A 19564-nucleotide genomic window follows, 5' to 3' on the forward strand; every position below is an offset into this window, starting at 1 on the left:
TTTTGCTTGTGAAAGGATGGAACAGATATGAAAACAGAGACCATTGCTGCCATTGCAACAGGCATGAGCAATTCAGGGATCGGGATTGTAAGGATCAGCGGAGATCAGGCCTTTGAAATCATCGACCGGATCTACAGGAATAAGCAGGGAAAACCGGGGAATTTAAAGGAGGCAAAATCCCATACGGTCCATTATGGTTATATTTATGACGGGGATGAGATGATAGATGAAGTCCTGACGCTGATTATGCGGGGGCCAAACAGCTATACGGCGGAGGATACGGTGGAAATCGACTGCCACGGCGGTGTGCGGATGGTGCAGCGGATCCTGGAAACCGTTCTTCATAACGGAGCGCGGACAGCAGAACCGGGAGAATTTACAAGACGGGCTTTTTTAAACGGGCGGCTGGATCTGGCCCAGGCAGAGGCGGTGGCAGAGCTGATCCACGCTTCCAATGACTATGCCTTAAAGAGCTCTGTGAACCAGCTTAGCGGTTCTGTATCAAGGAAGATCCGGGCGCTTCGGGAGGCTATTCTCTATGAGACGGCGTTTATTGAATCTGCCCTGGATGACCCGGAGCATATTTCCCTGGATGGATATGGAGAAAGGCTCTTAAAGGTTCTTGAACCCGTAATAGAGCAGGTGGAGCAGCTGATTGCTTCATCCGATGACGGCAGGGTAATGACGGAGGGCGTGCGGACGGTGATTATTGGAAAGCCGAATGCAGGCAAATCGTCACTGATGAACGTGCTTTTAGGGGAAGAGAGAGCCATTGTAACGGATATCGCAGGAACCACCAGGGATACACTGGAGGAGCAGATAAAACTTCAGGGAATCAGCCTCAATGTGGTGGATACGGCGGGAATCCGGGACACGGAGGATGTGGTGGAAAGGATCGGTGTAGATCGGGCCGTGAAGGCGGCTGAGGACGCAGATCTGATTATCTATGTGGCAGACGGATCAAGGCCGCTGGATGACAGCGATTATGAAATCATGGGCCTTATAAGAGATAAGAAAGCCATTGTGCTTTTAAATAAGACGGATTTAAAGCTTACGGTAGATAAGGAGGCTCTGGAGGCACAGTGCGGACACTGCGTGATTCCCATTTCTGCAAAAGAGGAGAGGGGGATAGAGGCATTGGAGTCTAAGATCAAGTCCATGTTTTACCATGGTAACATTGCATTTAACGATCAGGTATATATTACAAGCGCCCGCCATAAGGAGGCGCTAAAGGCAGCGTTAAAGAGCCTTAACATGGTGAGGACAAGCGTTCTTGACGGGATGCCGGAGGATTTTTATTCCATTGATCTTGCGGATGCCTATGAGCAGTTGGGGCTGATCCTGGGAGAAGCGGTGGATGATGATGTGGTAAATGAGATCTTCTCGAAGTTTTGTATGGGAAAATGAGAGGACAGGAAGGAAGTAAAAGGATGCCGTATTTGGAAGAAAATTATGATATTGTGGTGGTGGGAGCCGGCCATGCAGGCTGTGAGGCGGCTCTGGCCTGTGCAAGGCTTGGGCTTGAGACGATTGTGTTTACCGTCAGTGTGGACAGCATTGCCCTGATGCCCTGTAATCCCAATGTGGGAGGCAGCTCTAAAGGCCATCTGGTACGGGAGCTGGATGCGCTGGGCGGAGAGATGGGAAAGAACATTGATAAAACCTTTATCCAGTCTAAGATGTTAAATGAATCCAAGGGGCCGGCGGTTCATTCCCTCCGCGCTCAGGCAGATAAGCAGGCGTACAGCCAGGCCATGAGACAGACACTGGAGAATACAGACCATCTTACGGTTCGTCAGGCAGAGGTATCGGAGCTGATCGTGGAGGATGGCACTGTAAAAGGCGTAAGGACGTTTTCCGGGGCCATATACCATGCAAAGGCAGTGGTTTTGTGTACGGGCACTTATCTGCGGGCCAGATGTATTTACGGGGATATAAGCAATGCCACAGGGCCAAACGGCCTCCAGGCAGCCGGACATCTGACAGATTCCCTTATTGCGAACGGGATTGAAATGTTTCGGTTCAAGACGGGAACGCCGGCCAGAGTGGATAAAAGGAGCATTGATTTTACGAAGATGGAGGAGCAGCTTGGAGATGAGCGGGTGGTGCCGTTTTCATTTTCAACGGATCCGGAAAGTGTACAAAAGGAACAGGTTTCCTGCTGGCTGACCTACACAAACGGAAAGACCCATCAGATTATCCGGAATAATCTGGATCGGTCGCCCCTGTTTTCAGGCGCTATTGAGGGAACCGGGCCAAGGTATTGTCCGTCCATTGAGGATAAGGTGGTGCGGTTTCCTGATAAGGAGCGCCACCAGGTTTTTGTAGAGCCGGAGGGGCTTTCAACCAATGAGATGTATCTGGGAGGAATGAGCAGTTCTCTGCCGGAGGATGTGCAGTATGCCATGTACCGTACCGTACCGGGGCTGGAAAATGTGAAGATCGTGCGCAATGCCTATGCCATTGAGTATGATTGTATCAATGCTCTGCAGTTAAAGTCTACCCTGGAGTTTAAGCGGGTGAAAGGCCTTTTTGCGGGTGGTCAGTTTAACGGAAGCTCCGGGTATGAAGAGGCGGCTGTTCAGGGATTTATGGCGGGTGTAAACGCGGCTATGAAGGTTCTGGAACGGGAGCAGGTGGTTCTGGATCGGTCTCAGGCGTATATTGGAGTTCTGATCGATGATCTGGTGACAAAGGAGAATCATGAGCCTTACCGTATGATGACTTCACGGGCGGAATACCGACTGCTCTTGCGGCAGGATAACGCAGATCTGAGGCTTCGTGAAATCGGCCATGAGATCGGGCTGGTAAGCGATGAGGAGTATGAGAGAATGCTTGGAAAGCGGCAGGCCATTGAAGAGGAGATCCGGCGTCTGGAAGGAACTGCTATTGGAGGAACGCCGGTGGTTCAGGAGGTTCTTTTACGGTATGGGAGCACGCCGCTGAAATCGGGAAGCACCCTGGCGGAACTGGTGCGCAGACCGGAGCTGGATTATGAGAAGATCGGCGGGATAGATAAAAAACGCCCGGAGCTGCCCTTTGATGTGCGGGAACAGGTTAATATTGAGATTAAATATGAGGGATATATTCGGAGGCAGAAGCAGCAGGTAGCCCAGTTTAAGAAACTGGAGGGCAAAAAGCTTCCTGAAAACTTTGATTACGGGCAGGTAAAGAGTCTGCGGATGGAAGCGGTGCAGAAGCTGAATCAAATACAGCCCGCAACGGTGGGACAGGCTTCACGTATATCCGGCGTTTCACCAGCAGATATATCGGTGCTTCTGGTATATCTGGGAAGAGAGTAGAGAGGACAGGGTTAATGACAGGATCATTTGTTGAAAAGATGAAGGCCAAAATGGCAGAGCTTGGGATCGATTTAAGTCAGATCCAGATGGAACAGTTTTTTGCATATTATGAAATGCTGGTGGAGACCAATAAGGTGATGAATTTGACGGCGATCACAGAGGAAGGAGAGGTGGTAACGAAGCATTTCTGCGACAGTCTGTGCCTGATAAAGATGTATCCGGAAATTGTAAAAACGGTTTCTGTGATTGATGTCGGAACTGGAGCCGGATTTCCGGGGATTCCGTTAAAGATTGCGTTTCCGGGGATTCGCCTGACACTGTTGGATTCATTGAATAAGAGGGTGAAATTTCTGGATCAGGTCTGCCGAGAGCTGGGACTGGAGAGCGTAAGCTGTATTCATGGACGGGCAGAAGATGTGGGACGAATGAAGGAGCACAGGGAAGCATATGACCTGGCTGTATCAAGAGCTGTGGCAAATATGGCGTCTCTGTCAGAATACTGTTTGCCTTTTGTGAAGGCAGGAGGATCCTTTATTCCATATAAATCCGGGGAAATCAGGGAAGAACTGGAACAGGGGAGAAAGGCGGTGGAAATCCTTGGAGGTGAGATTCAGGATGTAGTACACTTTGAACTTCCTGGAGGAGACGGAGCCAGAAGTCTGGTAAGGATACGAAAGATAAGGCCGGTTTCTGCGAAGTATCCAAGAAAGGCCGGATTGCCGGGGAAAGAGCCGTTAGGAAGATAAGCGTACGCTGTGAAAACGCCTGGGAACTGTTTCATATGGGTGTACAGAAACAATATAACACGGGGAAAATAGATGAAAACGGTTACACAAAATACATTGCAGATGGGGCAGAATCGTATGAATATTAAAGAAATAGCGCGCGTAGCAGGGGTATCTCCGGCTACCATATCCCGTGTACTGAATGGTTCCGGGTATGTAAAGGAAGAGACAAAGAAGAAGGTAATGGCAGCAGTTGAAAAGAATAAGTACACGCCCAGCCTGATTGCGAGAAGCTTGAGCGGAAGAGACAGCTTCAGTATCGGAGTGATCCTTCCGGAGGTGGGGAAAAAGGTTTATTCGGGGATCCTTGAGGGAATATGCCGGGCGTCTCAGCCCTATGGATATAATATTGTTCTTATGAATACGGCAGGCGATTTAAAAAAAGAGCATGAGTTTTTGGAAACGGCAGAAAATCAGAGGATGAAGGGGCTGATTGTGGCTCCGGCAGCTGAAGATGATAAGGTGACCAGGGAAAAGCTTGTGCGCCTGGAAGAACAGGGGATGCCGGTAGTGCTAACAGAGGGAAATATAAAGGGCGCGCCCTTTGACTGTGTGTTTGGTGATAACTGGCGAGGCGCTTATGAGGGAGCGGAGTCGCTGATGGAAGCAGGTCATAAAAAAATCGCTGTAGTTCGGGGGATTGGCGGAACGAAGGAAGAAAGAGAACGGTTTCGGGGATTTTTGCAGGCTATGGAGGATCATGGCCTGGAGGTGCCAAAGGAGTATGTGATCCAAGACGGCGAATGTGCCGAAAAGATATCCAGGGCCATAGGGGGGCTGTTAGAGGGCGATATGCCGCCCACGGCGGTTTTTGCGCTGGATGGCTGCGGAACTGCAGGGTGTATGCGCTGTCTGGGGAAAAGAGGGCTTATAGTGGGCGAGGATGTAGGATTTATGGGGTTTGATGACCAGGAGATTTTTGAGCAGCTGGGATTCAGGCTTTCCGTGGTGGAGAGAGATGCCTTGGAACAGGGAAAAGAAACCATGCGTCTGCTTCAGGAGCGGTTTGATGAAAAGGACGGGGAGAGACGACGGGGAAAGAGAGTCATGGTTCCCTGCAGGCTGATTCTGAGAGGATCTGCAAGCATGAAAACGGTTACAGAAAGTGCGAGAAAGAGGAGGCTGGCCGGAAAAAAGGAGGGAAAATAATTAAGAAAAATCAAGTGTGGATGAACAGGAAAAATGGGATAAATGGGAGGGGAGGAATTATCCCTCCCACTCCTCACGCATAATAGAAATTTCTCTGGCATATCCATCCAGGTCATTGGGGGTCTCCAGATAGAACGGGAGATTTTTTAATGCCGGATGATTGATGACCGCAATGAGAGCCGATAGGCCAATGTGGCCTTCTCCCAGACGGGCATGACGGTCCTTATGGGAGCCAAGGGGATTGGAACTGTCATTTAAATGAATGGCTTTCAGACGTTTCAGACCAATGATATTGTCAAATTCTGTGATAACTTCGTCTAAATGCCCTGCTATATCGTAGCCGGCATCCCATACATGGCAGGTATCCATACAAATGCCCACATGGTCTGAAAGCTCGATACGATCCAGAATCTGGCGGAGCTCTTCAAAGCTGCGTCCGATCTCACTGCCTTTTCCCGCCATGGTTTCTAAGAGAACAGTGGTTGTCTGGGTGGGGGACAGTATGGCGTTCAGCATATCCGCAATAAAGGAGATACCAACCTCTGTCCCCTGTTTTACATGGCTTCCGGGATGAAAATTATAGAGATTTCCCGGTATATATTCCATGCGGATCAGATCGTCAGCCATGGTTTCTCTGGCAAAATCACGAAGATGGGGATCAGCGGAGCAGGCATTTAATGTGTAAGGCGCATGGCAGAGCAAGGGTGCGAGATCTTGTGTTTGAGCCTGAATAAGAAATTGGGATATGTCCTCAGGATCAATCGGTTTTGCATTTCCGCCCCGTGGATTGCGGGAAAAAAACTGAAATGTGTTGGCGTTTATCGTGGCAGCATCCCTGGCCATGGCACAGTAGCCCTTGGCAGATGAGAGATGGCATCCAATTCGCAGCATAGTAATAGTCCTCCTGTTAGTATAAAATTTAGTAGATTTTGAGAACAGATCAGCTGTTTCAGCCGAAATGTTTCACGTGAAACATTTTTAAGCTTCCAGATAAGGACAGAGCAGATCATGAAATCGTGATGGAGCTTCTAAGTGAGGCAAGTGCTTTGCTTTTGGAATAGTAATTGCCTCAATGGCCGGATTGTATTTACGGTAATTTTCCATAACTTCTGCCATATTATCCAGTTCTTCACCGCCAAACAGATAAATGCTGTTGTCAATCCGTCGCAGTGCGTTTGTAATGTTGCATTTAGTATAGTTGCATTTTACACTGGCATAAATGGACTTGGGAGAGGCTCCTAAATGGGCGGATTCGTAATACGCGTCAATCAACCGGGAATTGACGGAATATGGGTTACAGTAGCAGCGGCCCATAAAGTCCTGAGCAATATTCTTACGGCTGCAGGCAATATTATAGATCAGAGTACCGGCAAGAGGAAGATCCAGTATTAGTTTGTAAAGTTTGGCATTTTTTCCAGGCACCAGACTGCAGGAAAGCAAGGATTCTGGATTGATCAGCAGCAGACGGTCAAATAATTCCGGCGCATTGCTGCAGGCCATGACTGCGAGAGAAGAGGAGTCGCCGGTAGCGATTACATCGGTCCGATGCCCAATTTCTGACTTAATAAAGTCGGAGATGAGCTGTACATAGAGATAATTCGTGTAGGTGAGATTCGGCTTTTCAGAACGGCCAAATCCTAAAAGATCAATGGTATAGACGGTATGATCCTTTGTGAGACGTTTGGAAAATTCCTTCCATTCGTATCCGCTGGACGCTGGTGTCAGGTCATGAATCAGCAGAATGGGTTTTCCATTCCCTTCTTTTGTGTAATGAATATTGCCAAGGCGCCAGTGATAGCATTGGGAGGAACTTGATTCATTTTCAAGAATATGTCTGGATATGGCAGACAGTTTAATGGCCTTGTTGATACAGGCGGTAGCGGCAGCATCGCCTGCGGCCAGAATAAGCAGTGTTAAAAGTTTGTTCCTTGTTTTCATTCGGTTTATTCTCCTGAAGAAAATTGAGTTTAGAGACGGCAAAGCTGTTTGCCGCCTGCAGTATGGTCCGCCAGATGGGGCGTGCAGTCCCTTATCTGAGGATGGTATATATAGTATAATACAACAAAATAACGATTACAACGGGGGAGACTCAAAATGTTTCACGTGAAACATTTCCGATGAGACATTGTATAAAACAGAAAAATAAAATAAAAAAGCGTTTTTCATAGGAAAAGAGAAAAAGTTGTGCTATAATCGTCTGGTAATCGAAAACGAACGTGAGGAAACGGATATGGGACGAATTATTACAATCGCAAATCAGAAGGGCGGAGTAGGAAAGACAACGACAGCTATTAACCTGGCGGCTTGTCTGGCGGAAGCAGGACAGCACGTGATGTTGGTGGATTTTGACCCTCAGGGAAATGCCAGCAGCGGTCTGGGGCTGGAGGAAAAGGAATTTGAGCGTACCGTTTACGATATGCTGGCCGAGGAGGCGTCGGTTGAAGAATGTATTGCCAGAGAGGTTCAGGAGAATCTGGATGTGCTCCCGTCTGATATGAATCTTGCAGCGGCAGAGATTGAATTTCAGGAGGTGGACAATAAAGAAAAACTGCTGAAACAGTCGCTGGATCAGATAAGAGATAACTACGATTTTATTTTAATTGATTGTCCGCCGTCTTTAAATATATTGACCATCAATGCACTGACAGCAGCGGATACAGTGCTGGTTCCCATTCAATGTGAGTATTATGCGCTGGAGGGATTGAATCAGATGCTTAAGACGGTGGATCTGGTGAAACGGAAACTGAATCCCTCCTTAGAGATGGAGGGTGTGGTATTCACTATGTATGATGCCAGAACGAATCTCTCGCTGCAGGTTGTGGAGAGTGTGAAGAGTAATCTGAATCAGACAATTTACAAAACCATTATTCCAAGAAATGTGCGTCTGGCAGAAGCGCCGAGTCATGGAATGCCTATTAACCGGTATTCCTCACGATCTACAGGGGCGGAAAGTTATCGGATGTTGGCAGCGGAAGTGATTAGCAGAGGAGAGGTATAATGGCAGCAAAGAAAGGGTTAGGAAAAGGTCTGGGAGCAATCTTTGGCGAGGAAGTTATAAAAGAACAGAAGGAAAAGATTGCCAGAGAGGATGGAAAGGGAAAAGAATTGATGGTAAAGCTGTCATTGATTCAGCCCAACAAGGAACAGCCCAGAAAGACCTTTGATGAGGAAAAACTGCAGGAGCTGGCAGGCTCTATTAAACGCTATGGCGTGCTGCAGCCACTTTTGGTAAAGAAGAATGGCAGCTTTTATGAGATCATCGCAGGAGAGAGAAGATGGCGTGCTTCTCAGCTGGCGGGACTGAAGGAAGTGCCGGTGGTGCTGAAGGAATACAGCCGCCAGGAAGCCATGGAGATCTCACTGATTGAAAATGTGCAGCGGGCAGATTTAAATCCTATTGAAGAGGCAAAGGCGTATCAGCAGCTGATCCGGGAGTTTGATCTGACACAGGAGGAGATTGCGGAACGTGTGGCAAAGAACCGGGCTACTATTACCAATACCATGCGTCTTTTAAAGCTGGATGAGCAGATTCAGGAAATGCTGATCCAGGGTGTAATCAGCAGCGGGCACGCCAGGGCGCTGCTTTCGCTGGATGGAAAAGCGCTTCAGCTGAAGGCTGCCAAGGAGATTATTGAGAAAGGGTTAAGCGTCCGCGAAACAGAAAAGCTGGTAAAGCGGATAGCGAAAGAGGCTGCAGGGGAAGGGAAGAAGGAAAATAAAAAAGATGATGCACTGATGCTGATCTACCAGAATCTGGAGGATCGAATGAAGAGCATTATGGGAACCAAGGTCAGTATACATAATAAGGACAAAAATAAGGGACGTATTGAGATTGAATACTATTCAGAGGCAGAGCTGGAGCGAATTGTGGAAATGATAGAGTCTATTCATTAGAACCTGATTCCAAGAGATGTGATTGGAAAATTCGGATCGGTGATTCTGGCAAAAGTAAGGAGAGGTTAAAAAAGAATGGAAAACAGTATGTTATTTGACCTTCCATTTGATCCTGCGTATGTGATCGTAATTTTGGCCGGGCTGGTGGCAATTCTTTTAATCCTGGTAATTGCGACTATGTCCAAACTGAAAAAGCTGAGCCGGAAATATGATTATTTTATGCGCGGGAAAGATGCGGAGACATTAGAGGATGTGATTCTGGATCAGTTAGAGGAAATCCGTGTATTGAAAGCGGAGGATCGGGCTGCTAAGGATTCTATTCGAACTTTGAATCGGAATTTCAGATCTTCCTTCCAGAAATTTGGAATGGTGCGTTATAACGCATTTCCGGGAATGGGAGGAACACTGAGTTTTGTATTTGTACTTCTTGATTATACAAACAGTGGTTTTATTTTGAACTGCCTGCACAGCAAAGAAGGCTGCTATTTATATATGAAGGAAGTGGATGCCGGAAAAACAGAAAAAGTGCTGGGGAGCGAGGAACAGGAAGCTCTAGAGCAGGCACTGGGATATGTCAAAAAAAATTGAGAAACAGGATCTGCGAAAAACAAAAAGGGTGTCAGAGCGTGAAAATACGTTAAGACATCTTTTTTGATGCGTAAATTGGAAAATCAATATGGGGAGGCGTATCAAAATGATTGACGAGAAGGCGGTTGGAGAACAGGATGGAAAAGGTTTTTAAATATTTTATGTTTCACGTGAAACATTTTTAAACCATACAGCATATGATAAAAGTGAAAGATATGCGTAAGGACAGGAAGATGGAATGTTTTAAGAGTATGTATCCCATGGGGATCCGAGTAATACAAAATTATGTATCAGAGGCTTGCGATCGAATGGATTACCAAAACAGTCCTATGTATGATGAGTGCCCGGAAACATTGATGGTGAATCGACTTTGCGATTCCGTTTGTAATGCGGTAGTTTCATCGGAGGAAATGGGGATACTTAGAAACGCATGGGGAATGAACGAGGAGAAAACACTGAAAAAAATGGAGACGGGGGAAGAAAATGAAAGCAGTGTAAAAGGTACAGGGGGCGTGACAAAGGAAAAATATTCAGAAGCTGCAGGAGGAGAAACGGTCAGCATAAATAATGAGGAAGAGAAAGAAAGAACAAAATCAGAAGAACGAAATGTAATTGGTACAGAAGATATGGGGATGATGGAAATGGGAATGAAAGCAAAAATAAAAGAGGAAAACGAGAAGAAAGAAAATGAGTGTGCTTTAACGGAGAAAGAGGAGAGGGAAAATGCAGGGACAGAATATAATAATGCGAAAAAAATAGAAGTGGATAAAATGAACATGGAAAAACAGACCCTGATGGCAGAAGAGTATGAGAAGAATCCAACCGATATGTCAGAAACGTTTGGTGAAAGGCTGGGAATGGAAGAGGAGGATATACATCAGGTAAGAGTAGATGGGATGTACGGAATGAGTGAAGGAACGGGGGAGGAACAGAATATGCGTCCGCCATTGAATCCATGGTGGAATGGATGGAGAACCAGTGGAATGGAACCAGACGTGCAGGGGATGGCCTGGGATATGGAATCCATGTATGATCCTATACGTCCGCAGGGCCCCCGGCCGAACCGTCCGCCGCAGGGTCCCTGGCCGAATCGCCCGCCGCAAGGCCCCGGCCCAAATCGTCCGCCGCAGGGTCCCTGGCCGAATCGCCCGCCGCAAGGCCCCTGGCCAAACCGTCCGCCGCAGGGTCCCGGCCCGAACCGTCCGCCGCAAGGCCCCGGCCCAAATCGTCCGCCGCAAGGCCCTGGCCCTAGCCGTCCGCCGCAGGGTCCCGGCCCAAATCGTCCGCCGCAGGGTCCCGGCCCAAATCGTCCGCCACAGGGTCCCTGGCCGAACCGTCCGCCGCAGGGTCCCTGGCCGAACCGTCCGCCGCAGGGTCCCTGGCCGAATCACCCGCCGCAAGGCCCTGGCCCCAGCCGTCCGCCGCAGCGGCCAAATTACCCGGCCTGGTTCTGGGATATAGTTAAAACGATGCTTTTGGATGAGATGCACAAACGGAGGTGCAGCAGGGGAATTTGTTTCCGTTAAAGAGGTTTATCAGCCACGATATTTTTGTCGTGGCTGATTTTTTGCGGGTTGTTCGATGGATAAAAATGCAGCAGTTCAGGATGGGGCACTTCTTGAGTTCCTTTCGTCATTCAAGACATAACGAAGATTCCTTTGATGTGAAAACAGGTGCAAAATCATATGTATAAACGAGTATAATGCCTGTTTTCCTGCCGTACTGAACAGATACAAAAAATTCAAAAAAGATTAAGTTGTAGTTTTAAAGGTTATTATATAAAATAGAATGATACCAGGGTTAGATGGAAAAGAACCATGTGCAGGTTAGTCTGAAGGCGGTTTTTGACTTTAACTCTTGGGTTTACATGGATAAAATCAGCAAAAAAGGAATGGATCAACATATGAAAAAACTCATGCAAAGAGCAGGAATCCTGTTTCTTATATTTATTGCTGCCATCGTGGTGTACTTTGCAGGCGCCAGGAAGAGTGTGAAGCAGGAGGATATCGTATATTCGTCCATGGACGAGCCAGGTTTGCCGGTGGTGTATACAGAGTTTCAGGGAGAGGAGATCAACGGACTTCATGGGTATCTTCAGGATATGGGAAACAGGACTGCCAGGGATTCGATTTCTATTCTTCCGGCAGACCGAAGTCTGACGATGCGCATTCATGAATACGGCAATACCATTACAGGGATCAGTTACGAGATCCGTACACTTTCCATGGAGCGTCTGATCGAGCGAACCCAGATACAGGATTGGATCAGCGATCAGGGAGTGACATCTGTAAGTCTTCCCATTCAGAACCTGATTGCGAAGGATGAGGCGTATCTTCTGATCCTGAATGTAAAAACAGCAGAGAAGCAAATCCAGTATTACACCCGCATTATGTGGACGGAGCAGCCGGGACCAGCGGATATGCTTCAGCTGGCCAGGGAGTTTACCACAAAGAGCCTGAATTACGATCAGGCCAGGGATCTGGTATCCTATCTGGAAACGAACCCAGGCGAGGACAACAGTTCTCTGGGTCATGTGACAATCCGGGCCAGTTTTGATCATCTTACCTGGGATGGTTTAAAGACAGAGCTGGTAGGGGAGCCTCAGATAATCCTGCAGGAATTTGACGGCATTATGGGACAGATTCAGGTGCGATATCAAGTACGTCTTACCGACAGTGCAGGCAGGGAAAGCCTGGTTCATGCAGAAGATAATTTCACGATGAAATGGAATGAGCAGCGCATTTACCTGATGAATTATGAACGAAATGCAGATCATATTTTTAATGGAAGTGCAGACTTATTTTCAGGAAAAAGGATTCTTTTGGGAATCTCTGAGGGAACAGATCTTCAGACGGTTAAAAGTCCTGATTCCAGATATATTTTCTTTAAAGTAAATGGAAATCTGTGGCGATACGATCAGAAGGAACAGCGGATCATGTGCATATTTACATTTTTGGACAAAGAAGGAGAGGATGTGAGAAGCGCCTATGATCGCCACAGCGTTCAGATCCTTCAGGCAACAGATGACGGTTCAGCGGATTTTCTGGTGTATGGTTATATGAACCGGGGGCCGTATGAGGGTCGTACTGGAGTGGTATTTTACCACTATAATAATGCCGGCAGTATGGTTGAAGAGAAATTCTTTATTCCTGCGGCTGAGGATTTTGAGAAGATGAAACAGGATGTGGAAAAGCTGTCCTATGTAAGTCCAGAGGGAATGGTATATCTGATGCTTGGCGGAAATGTATTTGGCGTCGACTTAAGCAGCAACGAATCCATTTTGGTGGCTCAGGGCCTGACAGAGGGAACCTTTGCTGTAAGCAACGACGGAAGCCGTATGGCATGGCAGGAGGGCGAGGATTCTGCATGGCCGGAGAAAATCCATGTCATGGACTTTAATACATCCCAGAAACAGGAGATCAGCGCGTCAGAGGGCGAATGTGTCAGAGTGCTGGGATTTGTGGGAAGCGATCTGATCTATGGTTTCGCAAGACAGGACGATGTATGGAAGGTCAATGGAAGAGTGCAGGGGCTGCCCATGTATGCCATGTATATTGTGGACAGTGAAATGAACATTGAAAGCGAATATAAAAAGGATGGGATCTATATTTCCGATGTGGTTACGGAAGATGGGCGGATCCATCTGAAACGTCTGGTAAAGCAGGGAGAGGAACAGTATATCTATCAGGATGAGGATACTATCGTGTGCAATCAGAAGGTGGAGGACGATCCGCTGGAGGGAATTGGCTGGTACGCATCTCAGGAGATGGGACGTCTGTATTTTGTACAGATGGATTCTGATTTGAAAGATGCTTCTGTAAAGATGGATAAGCCAACGGCATTTTCCTATGAAAATACAAGCACGCTGGAGCTGGCGGGAAAGACTTCCTTGGGGGAGGACGGTCAGGTGATTTTCTATGCCTACGGAGGCGGTCATTTTCTGGGAGCATCCAGACAGTTTTCAGAGGCGGTAAATCTGGCCTATGATAAAATGGGATTTGTTACAGATGAAAACCAGCATCTGGTATGGGACCGCATTAACCGGCAGCCGGTCCGCAATCTGAAGGATCCCACGGGACAGGCGGCGGATATGATGGGACACATGGATGGTTTCAACGGAAGTACGCTGTTTGATGATGGGATCATGGTTATCGATGCATCCGGCTGTATGTTGAATCAGGTGCTGTATTTTATCGATAAGGGGATTCCGGTCATAGCCTACAGGGAGGATGGCAGCTACGTTCTTTTATCCGGATATGATACGTACAATGTGACAATCTATGATCCTGGAGTTCAGGACACAACGAAAATGGGACTGGGAGATGCAGCGTCTTACTTTGAGAGCCAGCATAACAGTTTCCTTTGCGGCCTTAAGGTCGAATAAGAATAATTTTCTGCAGGCCGCCTGTCTGGTGAAACGTTTTTTTCACCGGGCAGGCGAGTTTGCTTTACAAATCTGATTCTTATGGTATAATCTAAGAGATGTAAATAAAATGTGAACAAAGACTTAGGGAATTATTAAGTATGGAAGTTAGCCCGGCGATCAGCCGGGAAATCTATTTACAGACATGGCGGAGACGTCCTGAGATGATTCTGCCGGACAGCGTAAGGGTGGCTTAGGAGTATCAAAGGAGCCAATATCTTTACGGTTTAAATAAGCATTAGAGGTGTAAAATGGAACATTATATTATAAAAGGCGGCAACCCGCTGGTGGGCGATGTGACCATAGGCGGTGCGAAGAATGCCGCACTGGGTATCCTGGCAGCGTCCATTATGACGGATGAAGATGTGCTCATCGATAATCTGCCGGATGTGCGGGATATCAACGTAATGCTGGAGGCGATTCAGGAGATCGGTGCCAGCGTACGCCGCATCGACCGCCATACAGTGAAGATCAATGCGGGAAATATAAGAGAGGTATCTGTGGATGATGAATACATTCGTCGGATCCGCGCCTCTTATTACTTTATAGGCGCTTTGCTGGGTAAATATAAGAGCGCCCAGGTTCCTCTTCCGGGAGGCTGCAATATCGGAAGCCGTCCCATTGACCAGCATATAAAGGGATTTCGGGCGCTGGGAGCGGATGTGCAGATTGAGGGCGGGGCAGTGATTGCTCACGCCATTGATCTGGTGGCAAGCCACATTTATCTGGATGTGGTTTCTGTGGGAGCCACCATCAATATCATGATGGCGGCGGCCATGGCAGAGGGACAGACCATCCTTGAAAATGCAGCCAAGGAGCCTCATATCGTAGATGTGGCGAACTTCCTTAACAGCATGGGAGCCAATATTAAGGGCGCAGGAACGGATACCATCCGTATTCGGGGCGTGGAACGGCTTCACGGTACGGAATATTCCATTATCCCGGATCAGATTGAGGCCGGTACCTTTATGTGCGCGGCAGCGGCTACCAGAGGGGATGTTATGGTTAAAAATGTAATTCCCAAGCACCTGGAGGCCATTTCCGCAAAGCTGACAGAGATTGGCTGTGAGGTCATTGAGTTTGACGATGCCGTTCGGGTGGTTGGAAAACCTTCTCAGCGCCACACGGATATCAAGACGCTGCCGTATCCCGGCTTTCCTACGGATATGCAGCCTCAGATGGCTGTGACCCTGGCTCTGGCAAAGGGAACCAGTATGGTAACGGAGAGCATTTTTGAGAACCGTTTTAAATATGTAGATGAGCTGGCCCGTATGGGAAGCTCTATCAAGGTAGAGGGAAATGTGGCTGTGATCAACGGTGTGGAGGGCTTTACAGGAGCTCAGGTTAATGCGCCGGATCTTCGGGCCGGAGCGGCGCTTGTGATTGCCGGACTGGCGGCGGAAGGATACACCATTGTTGACGAGATCGGATATATCCAGAGAGGATATGAGTGTTTTGAGGAAAAGCTCCAGGGGCTGGGAGCCATGATTGAACTGGTGGATTCCGAGCGGGAGGTACAGAAGTTTAAATTAAGGGTAGGATAAGAACCGCATATCCATCGTGCGGTTTTATATAAGCCCCTGTCCGGCACTGAGGGGCGGAGGCAAAACTATCACACAAGGAGGTTGTATAATATGACCGAAAAGAGGGGAAAAAGAAGATTCCTGCAGCTGTTGTGGTCTCTTGTACTTACCTGCAGCCTGATCGCAGGTATGTCCATGTCCGCATGGGCAGATGAGACGGGGGCACAAAGGGGCGCGGATCAGGATATCGTGGTTTTATATACCAATGATGTTCACTGCGGAATTGACGACAATATCGGCTATGGCGGTTTGTCGCTGTACAAAAAGGAAATGCTGAAACAGACTCCTTACGTTACCCTGGTAGACGCGGGAGACGCCATTCAGGGCGCGCCGGTAGGCACGCTTTCAGAGGGCGGATATATCATCGATATCATGAATCAGGTTGGATATGATGTGGCAGTTCCTGGAAACCATGAGTTTGATTATGGTATGTCCCGTTTCCTGGAGTTATCAGGAAAGCTGAACTGCGGGTATTATTCCTGCAATTTTATCAGTAAAGAAACGGGGAATACCGTATTTGCTCCTTATAAGCTGATCTCCTACGGAGATACAAAAGTGGCATATGTAGGCGTTTCCACACCGGAAAGCTTTACAAAATCCACGCCGGCGTATTTCCAGGATACAAACGGGAATTATATCTATTCCTTCTGCGAGGATGAGAGCGGCGAGGCGTTTTACCGTCAGGTACAGTCCAGCGTGGACAGCGCACGGGCTGAGGGTGCAGATTTTGTAATCCTGGTAGGACACCTGGGAGAAACTGGAGTTACAGAGCGCTGGAGCTCTGTGAATCTGTTAAGCCATATCCGCGGCGTAGATGTGTGCATCGACGGTCATTCTCATGAGACAACCCCATCCATGACGGTGAAGGATATGGATGGAAAGGACGTGATCATCACACAGACAGGAACCAAGTTAGCCAACATTGGAAAGCTGACCATCCGCAAAGATGGAACCATTTCTGCAGAGCTGGTATCTGAGGTTCCCGCTTCTGACGTAAACAGCACTTATACGGTACAGAAGAACGATTCCTTAAGCAGGATCGCAAAGAGAGAGCTGGGAAGCTATAATCGCTGGACAGAGATCTACAACATGAACCGCGATAAGATCAGCAATCCGGAGAACATCTATCCTGGAATGGTTCTTACCATCCGTCAGGGAAGCGTTTTAAATGAAAATGGCCGCCCTGTAGATCCTGACACAGAGAATCTGATGAATCAGATCAAGAGTCAGTACAATGAGACTTTAAAGACGCCTCTTGGAAGCACGCCATATACCCTGACGATCAATGATGCGGAAACAGGAAAGCGGCGGATCCGCAGTGGTGAGACCAATCTGGGAGATCTGGCGGCAGACGCTTACAGAACCCAGCTGGGCGCTGATATCGGTCTGAGCAACGGCGGCGGTGTTCGTGTGGACATCAAAACAGGAACGATTACATATGAGGATACGCTGGCTGTATTCCCATTTGGGAATATGGGCTGCGTGGTAGAGGCAACAGGACAGCAGATCAAGGATGCTCTTGAAATGGGCGCTAAGAACTATCCTGAGGAGTCCGGCGGCTTTATGCAGGTATCCGGCCTGACCTATACCATTGACAGTTCCGTAAAGTCCAGCGTAAAGACGGATGACAAAGGCAACTTTATCAGTGTGGACGGCCCGTACCGCGTAACGGATATTCAGGTAGGCGGACAGCCTATTGACCTGAATAAGACCTATACGGTAGCTTCTCACAATTATATGTTAAAGTCCGGCGGAGATGGCATGACCATGTTCAACGGCTGCAATGTTATTAAGGATGATGTGATGGTGGATGTGGATGTATTATCCTCCTATATCCAGAGCCTGGGCGGAACTGTGACAGCTGATTATGCAGATCCTGCAGGTCAAGGACGCATCGTGATCCGATAAAGAGATCTAAGGCGGCGACGATTTAAGTGCCGAATGACTTCCCGGCAGAGGAGATGGACCTCTGCCGGGATTTTTTGTGAGAAAAATTCATATTGACAGGAATGGGGAAATGATTTAAGATAAGCAGGTAGTCATTTTACAATAGAAAACGTTCGTAAATATCCCTTATTCAGAGTGATGGAGGTACAAAGGACCTGTGAAGTCACGGCAACCCCGGTTGAGTACATACTGCAGACGCTTATGCAGATGTGCAGAAGGGCCGGAAGGTGCCAGCCTGAGCGAGGAGTGCAGAGGAGGAGCTGATACAGAGGCGGCCGGGCTGTGCTTGATCGAGCAATAAGAGGATTTGAAGATCTGATATTTTCAAGTCCGCCGTTGCTGCGGGCTTTTCTTTTTACACAGATTCATAGAAGAGACATTTTCCTGCCGGTATATGAATGGAGGCAGTTATGCCGGAGAATGGGGAAACTTCAGGATCTGCCTGCTTAAATGACACAGAAATCATACAGAAAAGAAAAGGAGAATTACTAATGGAGAGAAGATTATTTACATCCGAATCCGTAACTGAAGGCCATCCGGACAAAATGTGCGATGCTATTTCTGACGCTATTTTAGATGCCTTAATGGAGCAGGATCCCATGAGCCGTGTAGCCTGCGAGACTGCTACCACCACAGGACTTGTGCTGGTTATGGGCGAAATTACAACAAAGGCATATGTGGACATCCAGAAGATTGTAAGAGAAACCATCCGTGAGATCGGCTATGATCGTGCAAAATATGGCTTTGACTGCGATACCTGCGGTGTGATTACAGCCATTGACGAGCAGTCTGCGGATATTGCTCTTGGAGTGGATAAGGCTCTGGAGGCAAAGGAAAACCGTATGTCTGAGGAAGAGTTAGATGCCATCGGAGCAGGCGACCAGGGCATGATGTTCGGCTACGCAAGCAACGAGACAGAGGAATATATGCCTTACCCTATTTCCATGGCTCACAAGCTGTCCAGAAGGCTGACTGAGGTAAGGAAGAACGGAACCTTAAAGTATCTGCGCCCGGACGGAAAGACACAGGTTACGGTGGAGTACGACGAGAACGGACGTCCGGCCCGTCTGGATGCAGTGGTGCTCTCTACTCAGCATGATGAGAACGTGACACAGGAGCAGATTCACGCAGATATCAGGAAGTATGTATTTGATGCCATTATCCCGGCAGATATGGTAGATGAGAATACAAAATTTTTCATCAATCCTACCGGACGTTTTGTGATCGGCGGCCCTCACGGCGACAGCGGCCTGACCGGACGCAAGATCATCGTTGATTCCTATGGCGGAACGGCACGCCATGGCGGCGGCGCATTCTCTGGAAAGGACTGCACCAAGGTAGACCGCTCTGCAGCCTACGCAGCCCGCTATGTTGCTAAGAATATTGTAGCGGCCGGACTGGCTGACAAGTGTGAGATCCAGCTGTCCTACGCCATCGGCGTTGCCCATCCTACGTCTATCATGGTAGATACATTTGGGACAGGGAAACTCAGTGAGGAGAAGCTGGTAGAGATCGTCCGTGAGAACTTCGATCTGCGTCCGGCCGGAATTATCCGTATGCTGGACCTGCGCCGGCCGATCTACAGGCAGACTGCGGCTTACGGCCACTTTGGCCGCAACGACCTGAATCTGCCCTGGGAACAGCTGAATAAGGTTGAGGATCTTAAGAAGTATCTGTAAGATGATAAGAAGCTGCCCTTCTGGTGCTAAGAATCAGCCAGAGAGGGCAGCTTTTTGATCGTAATGCTGTATTTCAAAAGGAATTATTTGAGAGTATGAGAAAATTTCTGTAAATAAGATTCTTCTATGATAATGAAGGGTGGGAAACTTCTAAATCAGGTTTTTCACCCTTGTTTTATATATAACAGGTACTTCCATGCATGTCAAGAGCAGG

At 48.1% G+C, this 19564-nt stretch carries 14 protein-coding genes and 1 riboswitch; of the genes, 12 read left to right on the top strand and 2 right to left on the bottom strand.

Annotated elements, in window-relative coordinates; all coding sequences use genetic code 11:
• Positions 1–27: 27 nt before the first annotated feature.
• From mnmE to HW447_RS16725, 4 genes are all read left to right on the top strand, one after another.
• The gene (gene mnmE / locus HW447_RS16710; protein ID WP_176256186.1) at positions 28–1407 is read left to right on the top strand and encodes a tRNA uridine-5-carboxymethylaminomethyl(34) synthesis GTPase MnmE; all 1380 of its coding nucleotides are present in this window, start codon (positions 28–30) and stop codon (positions 1405–1407) included.
• A gap of 23 nt (positions 1408–1430) precedes the next feature.
• Entirely contained in the window at positions 1431–3302 is a 1872-nt protein-coding gene (gene mnmG / locus HW447_RS16715) for a tRNA uridine-5-carboxymethylaminomethyl(34) synthesis enzyme MnmG (RefSeq protein ID WP_176256187.1), read from the top strand.
• A 14-nt stretch (positions 3303–3316) separates the two neighbouring features.
• Positions 3317–4048: a 16S rRNA (guanine(527)-N(7))-methyltransferase RsmG gene (gene rsmG, locus HW447_RS16720; RefSeq protein ID WP_176256188.1), complete on the top strand. Its 732-nt coding sequence runs from the start codon at positions 3317–3319 to the stop codon at positions 4046–4048.
• Between the two features lie 117 nt (positions 4049–4165).
• Complete coding sequence (locus tag HW447_RS16725; RefSeq protein ID WP_176256189.1) at positions 4166–5236, top strand: LacI family DNA-binding transcriptional regulator; 1071 nt, start codon at positions 4166–4168, stop codon at positions 5234–5236.
• A gap of 57 nt (positions 5237–5293) precedes the next feature.
• Here the strand turns inward: HW447_RS16725 and HW447_RS16730 are convergent, their stop codons facing one another.
• Together HW447_RS16730 and HW447_RS16735 are read right to left on the bottom strand one after the other, a co-directional pair.
• On the bottom strand, positions 5294–6127 hold the full coding sequence (locus tag HW447_RS16730) for a deoxyribonuclease IV (RefSeq protein ID WP_176256190.1): 834 nt from the start codon (positions 6125–6127) through the stop codon (positions 5294–5296).
• Between the two features lie 87 nt (positions 6128–6214).
• Positions 6215–7174 (bottom strand): alpha/beta fold hydrolase, encoded by a 960-nt coding sequence (locus HW447_RS16735; protein WP_176256191.1) that lies wholly within the window; start codon positions 7172–7174, stop codon positions 6215–6217.
• 292 nt (positions 7175–7466) lie between these two features.
• Here HW447_RS16735 and HW447_RS16740 point away from each other — a divergent pair, with 292 nt between their 5' ends.
• The 8 genes from HW447_RS16740 (at position 7467) to metK (ending at position 19350) form a co-directional block, all read left to right on the top strand.
• Positions 7467–8234: a ParA family protein gene (locus HW447_RS16740; RefSeq protein WP_176256199.1), complete on the top strand. Its 768-nt coding sequence runs from the start codon at positions 7467–7469 to the stop codon at positions 8232–8234.
• Positions 8234–9130 carry a ParB/RepB/Spo0J family partition protein gene (locus HW447_RS16745; RefSeq protein WP_176256192.1) on the top strand — a complete coding sequence of 299 codons (897 nt, stop codon included), beginning with the start codon at positions 8234–8236 and terminating at the stop codon, positions 9128–9130. Before HW447_RS16740 ends, HW447_RS16745 begins: the two co-directional genes overlap by 1 nt.
• A gap of 75 nt (positions 9131–9205) precedes the next feature.
• Positions 9206–9718, top strand: coding sequence for a DUF4446 family protein (locus HW447_RS16750; RefSeq protein WP_176256193.1), 513 nt, complete (start codon positions 9206–9208; stop codon positions 9716–9718).
• Positions 9719–10026: 308 nt separating this feature from the next.
• Positions 10027–11244 carry a hypothetical protein gene (locus HW447_RS16755; protein WP_176256194.1) on the top strand — a complete coding sequence of 406 codons (1218 nt, stop codon included), beginning with the start codon at positions 10027–10029 and terminating at the stop codon, positions 11242–11244.
• A gap of 377 nt (positions 11245–11621) precedes the next feature.
• Positions 11622–14102: a hypothetical protein gene (locus HW447_RS16760; RefSeq protein WP_176256195.1), complete on the top strand. Its 2481-nt coding sequence runs from the start codon at positions 11622–11624 to the stop codon at positions 14100–14102.
• 290 nt (positions 14103–14392) lie between these two features.
• On the top strand, positions 14393–15685 hold the full coding sequence (locus HW447_RS16765; RefSeq protein WP_176256196.1) for a UDP-N-acetylglucosamine 1-carboxyvinyltransferase: 1293 nt from the start codon (positions 14393–14395) through the stop codon (positions 15683–15685).
• Between the two features lie 90 nt (positions 15686–15775).
• The gene (locus HW447_RS16770) at positions 15776–17632 is read left to right on the top strand and encodes a bifunctional metallophosphatase/5'-nucleotidase (protein WP_176256197.1); all 1857 of its coding nucleotides are present in this window, start codon (positions 15776–15778) and stop codon (positions 17630–17632) included.
• A gap of 162 nt (positions 17633–17794) precedes the next feature.
• A riboswitch (SAM riboswitch) is annotated at positions 17795–17920 on the top strand.
• 242 nt (positions 17921–18162) lie between these two features.
• Positions 18163–19350: a methionine adenosyltransferase gene (gene metK / locus HW447_RS16775; RefSeq protein ID WP_176256198.1), complete on the top strand. Its 1188-nt coding sequence runs from the start codon at positions 18163–18165 to the stop codon at positions 19348–19350.
• The last annotated feature ends 214 nt before the right edge of the window (positions 19351–19564 follow it).

It is taken from the genome of Enterocloster alcoholdehydrogenati (assembly GCF_013282095.1).
Taxonomy (GTDB): Bacteria; Bacillota; Clostridia; order Lachnospirales; family Lachnospiraceae; genus Enterocloster; species Enterocloster alcoholdehydrogenati.

What these genes read in the sequence shown, in the direction of transcription:
- HW447_RS16740 (WP_176256199.1), top strand. Translation starts at nt 7,467, where the DNA reads ATGGGACGAATTATTACAATCGCAAATCAGAAGGGCGGAGTAGGAAAG.
- mnmG (WP_176256187.1), top strand. Translation starts at nt 1,431, where the DNA reads ATGCCGTATTTGGAAGAAAATTATGATATTGTGGTGGTGGGAGCCGGC.
- HW447_RS16765 (WP_176256196.1), top strand. Translation starts at nt 14,393, where the DNA reads ATGGAACATTATATTATAAAAGGCGGCAACCCGCTGGTGGGCGATGTG.
- HW447_RS16725 (WP_176256189.1), top strand. Translation starts at nt 4,166, where the DNA reads ATGAATATTAAAGAAATAGCGCGCGTAGCAGGGGTATCTCCGGCTACC.
- HW447_RS16755 (WP_176256194.1), top strand. Translation starts at nt 10,027, where the DNA reads ATGGATTACCAAAACAGTCCTATGTATGATGAGTGCCCGGAAACATTG.
- mnmE (WP_176256186.1), top strand. Translation starts at nt 28, where the DNA reads ATGAAAACAGAGACCATTGCTGCCATTGCAACAGGCATGAGCAATTCA.
- HW447_RS16735 (WP_176256191.1), bottom strand. Translation starts at nt 7,174, where the DNA reads ATGAAAACAAGGAACAAACTTTTAACACTGCTTATTCTGGCCGCAGGC.
- HW447_RS16750 (WP_176256193.1), top strand. Translation starts at nt 9,206, where the DNA reads ATGGAAAACAGTATGTTATTTGACCTTCCATTTGATCCTGCGTATGTG.
- rsmG (WP_176256188.1), top strand. Translation starts at nt 3,317, where the DNA reads ATGACAGGATCATTTGTTGAAAAGATGAAGGCCAAAATGGCAGAGCTT.
- metK (WP_176256198.1), top strand. Translation starts at nt 18,163, where the DNA reads ATGGAGAGAAGATTATTTACATCCGAATCCGTAACTGAAGGCCATCCG.
- HW447_RS16760 (WP_176256195.1), top strand. Translation starts at nt 11,622, where the DNA reads ATGAAAAAACTCATGCAAAGAGCAGGAATCCTGTTTCTTATATTTATT.
- HW447_RS16730 (WP_176256190.1), bottom strand. Translation starts at nt 6,127, where the DNA reads ATGCTGCGAATTGGATGCCATCTCTCATCTGCCAAGGGCTACTGTGCC.
- HW447_RS16770 (WP_176256197.1), top strand. Translation starts at nt 15,776, where the DNA reads ATGACCGAAAAGAGGGGAAAAAGAAGATTCCTGCAGCTGTTGTGGTCT.
- HW447_RS16745 (WP_176256192.1), top strand. Translation starts at nt 8,234, where the DNA reads ATGGCAGCAAAGAAAGGGTTAGGAAAAGGTCTGGGAGCAATCTTTGGC.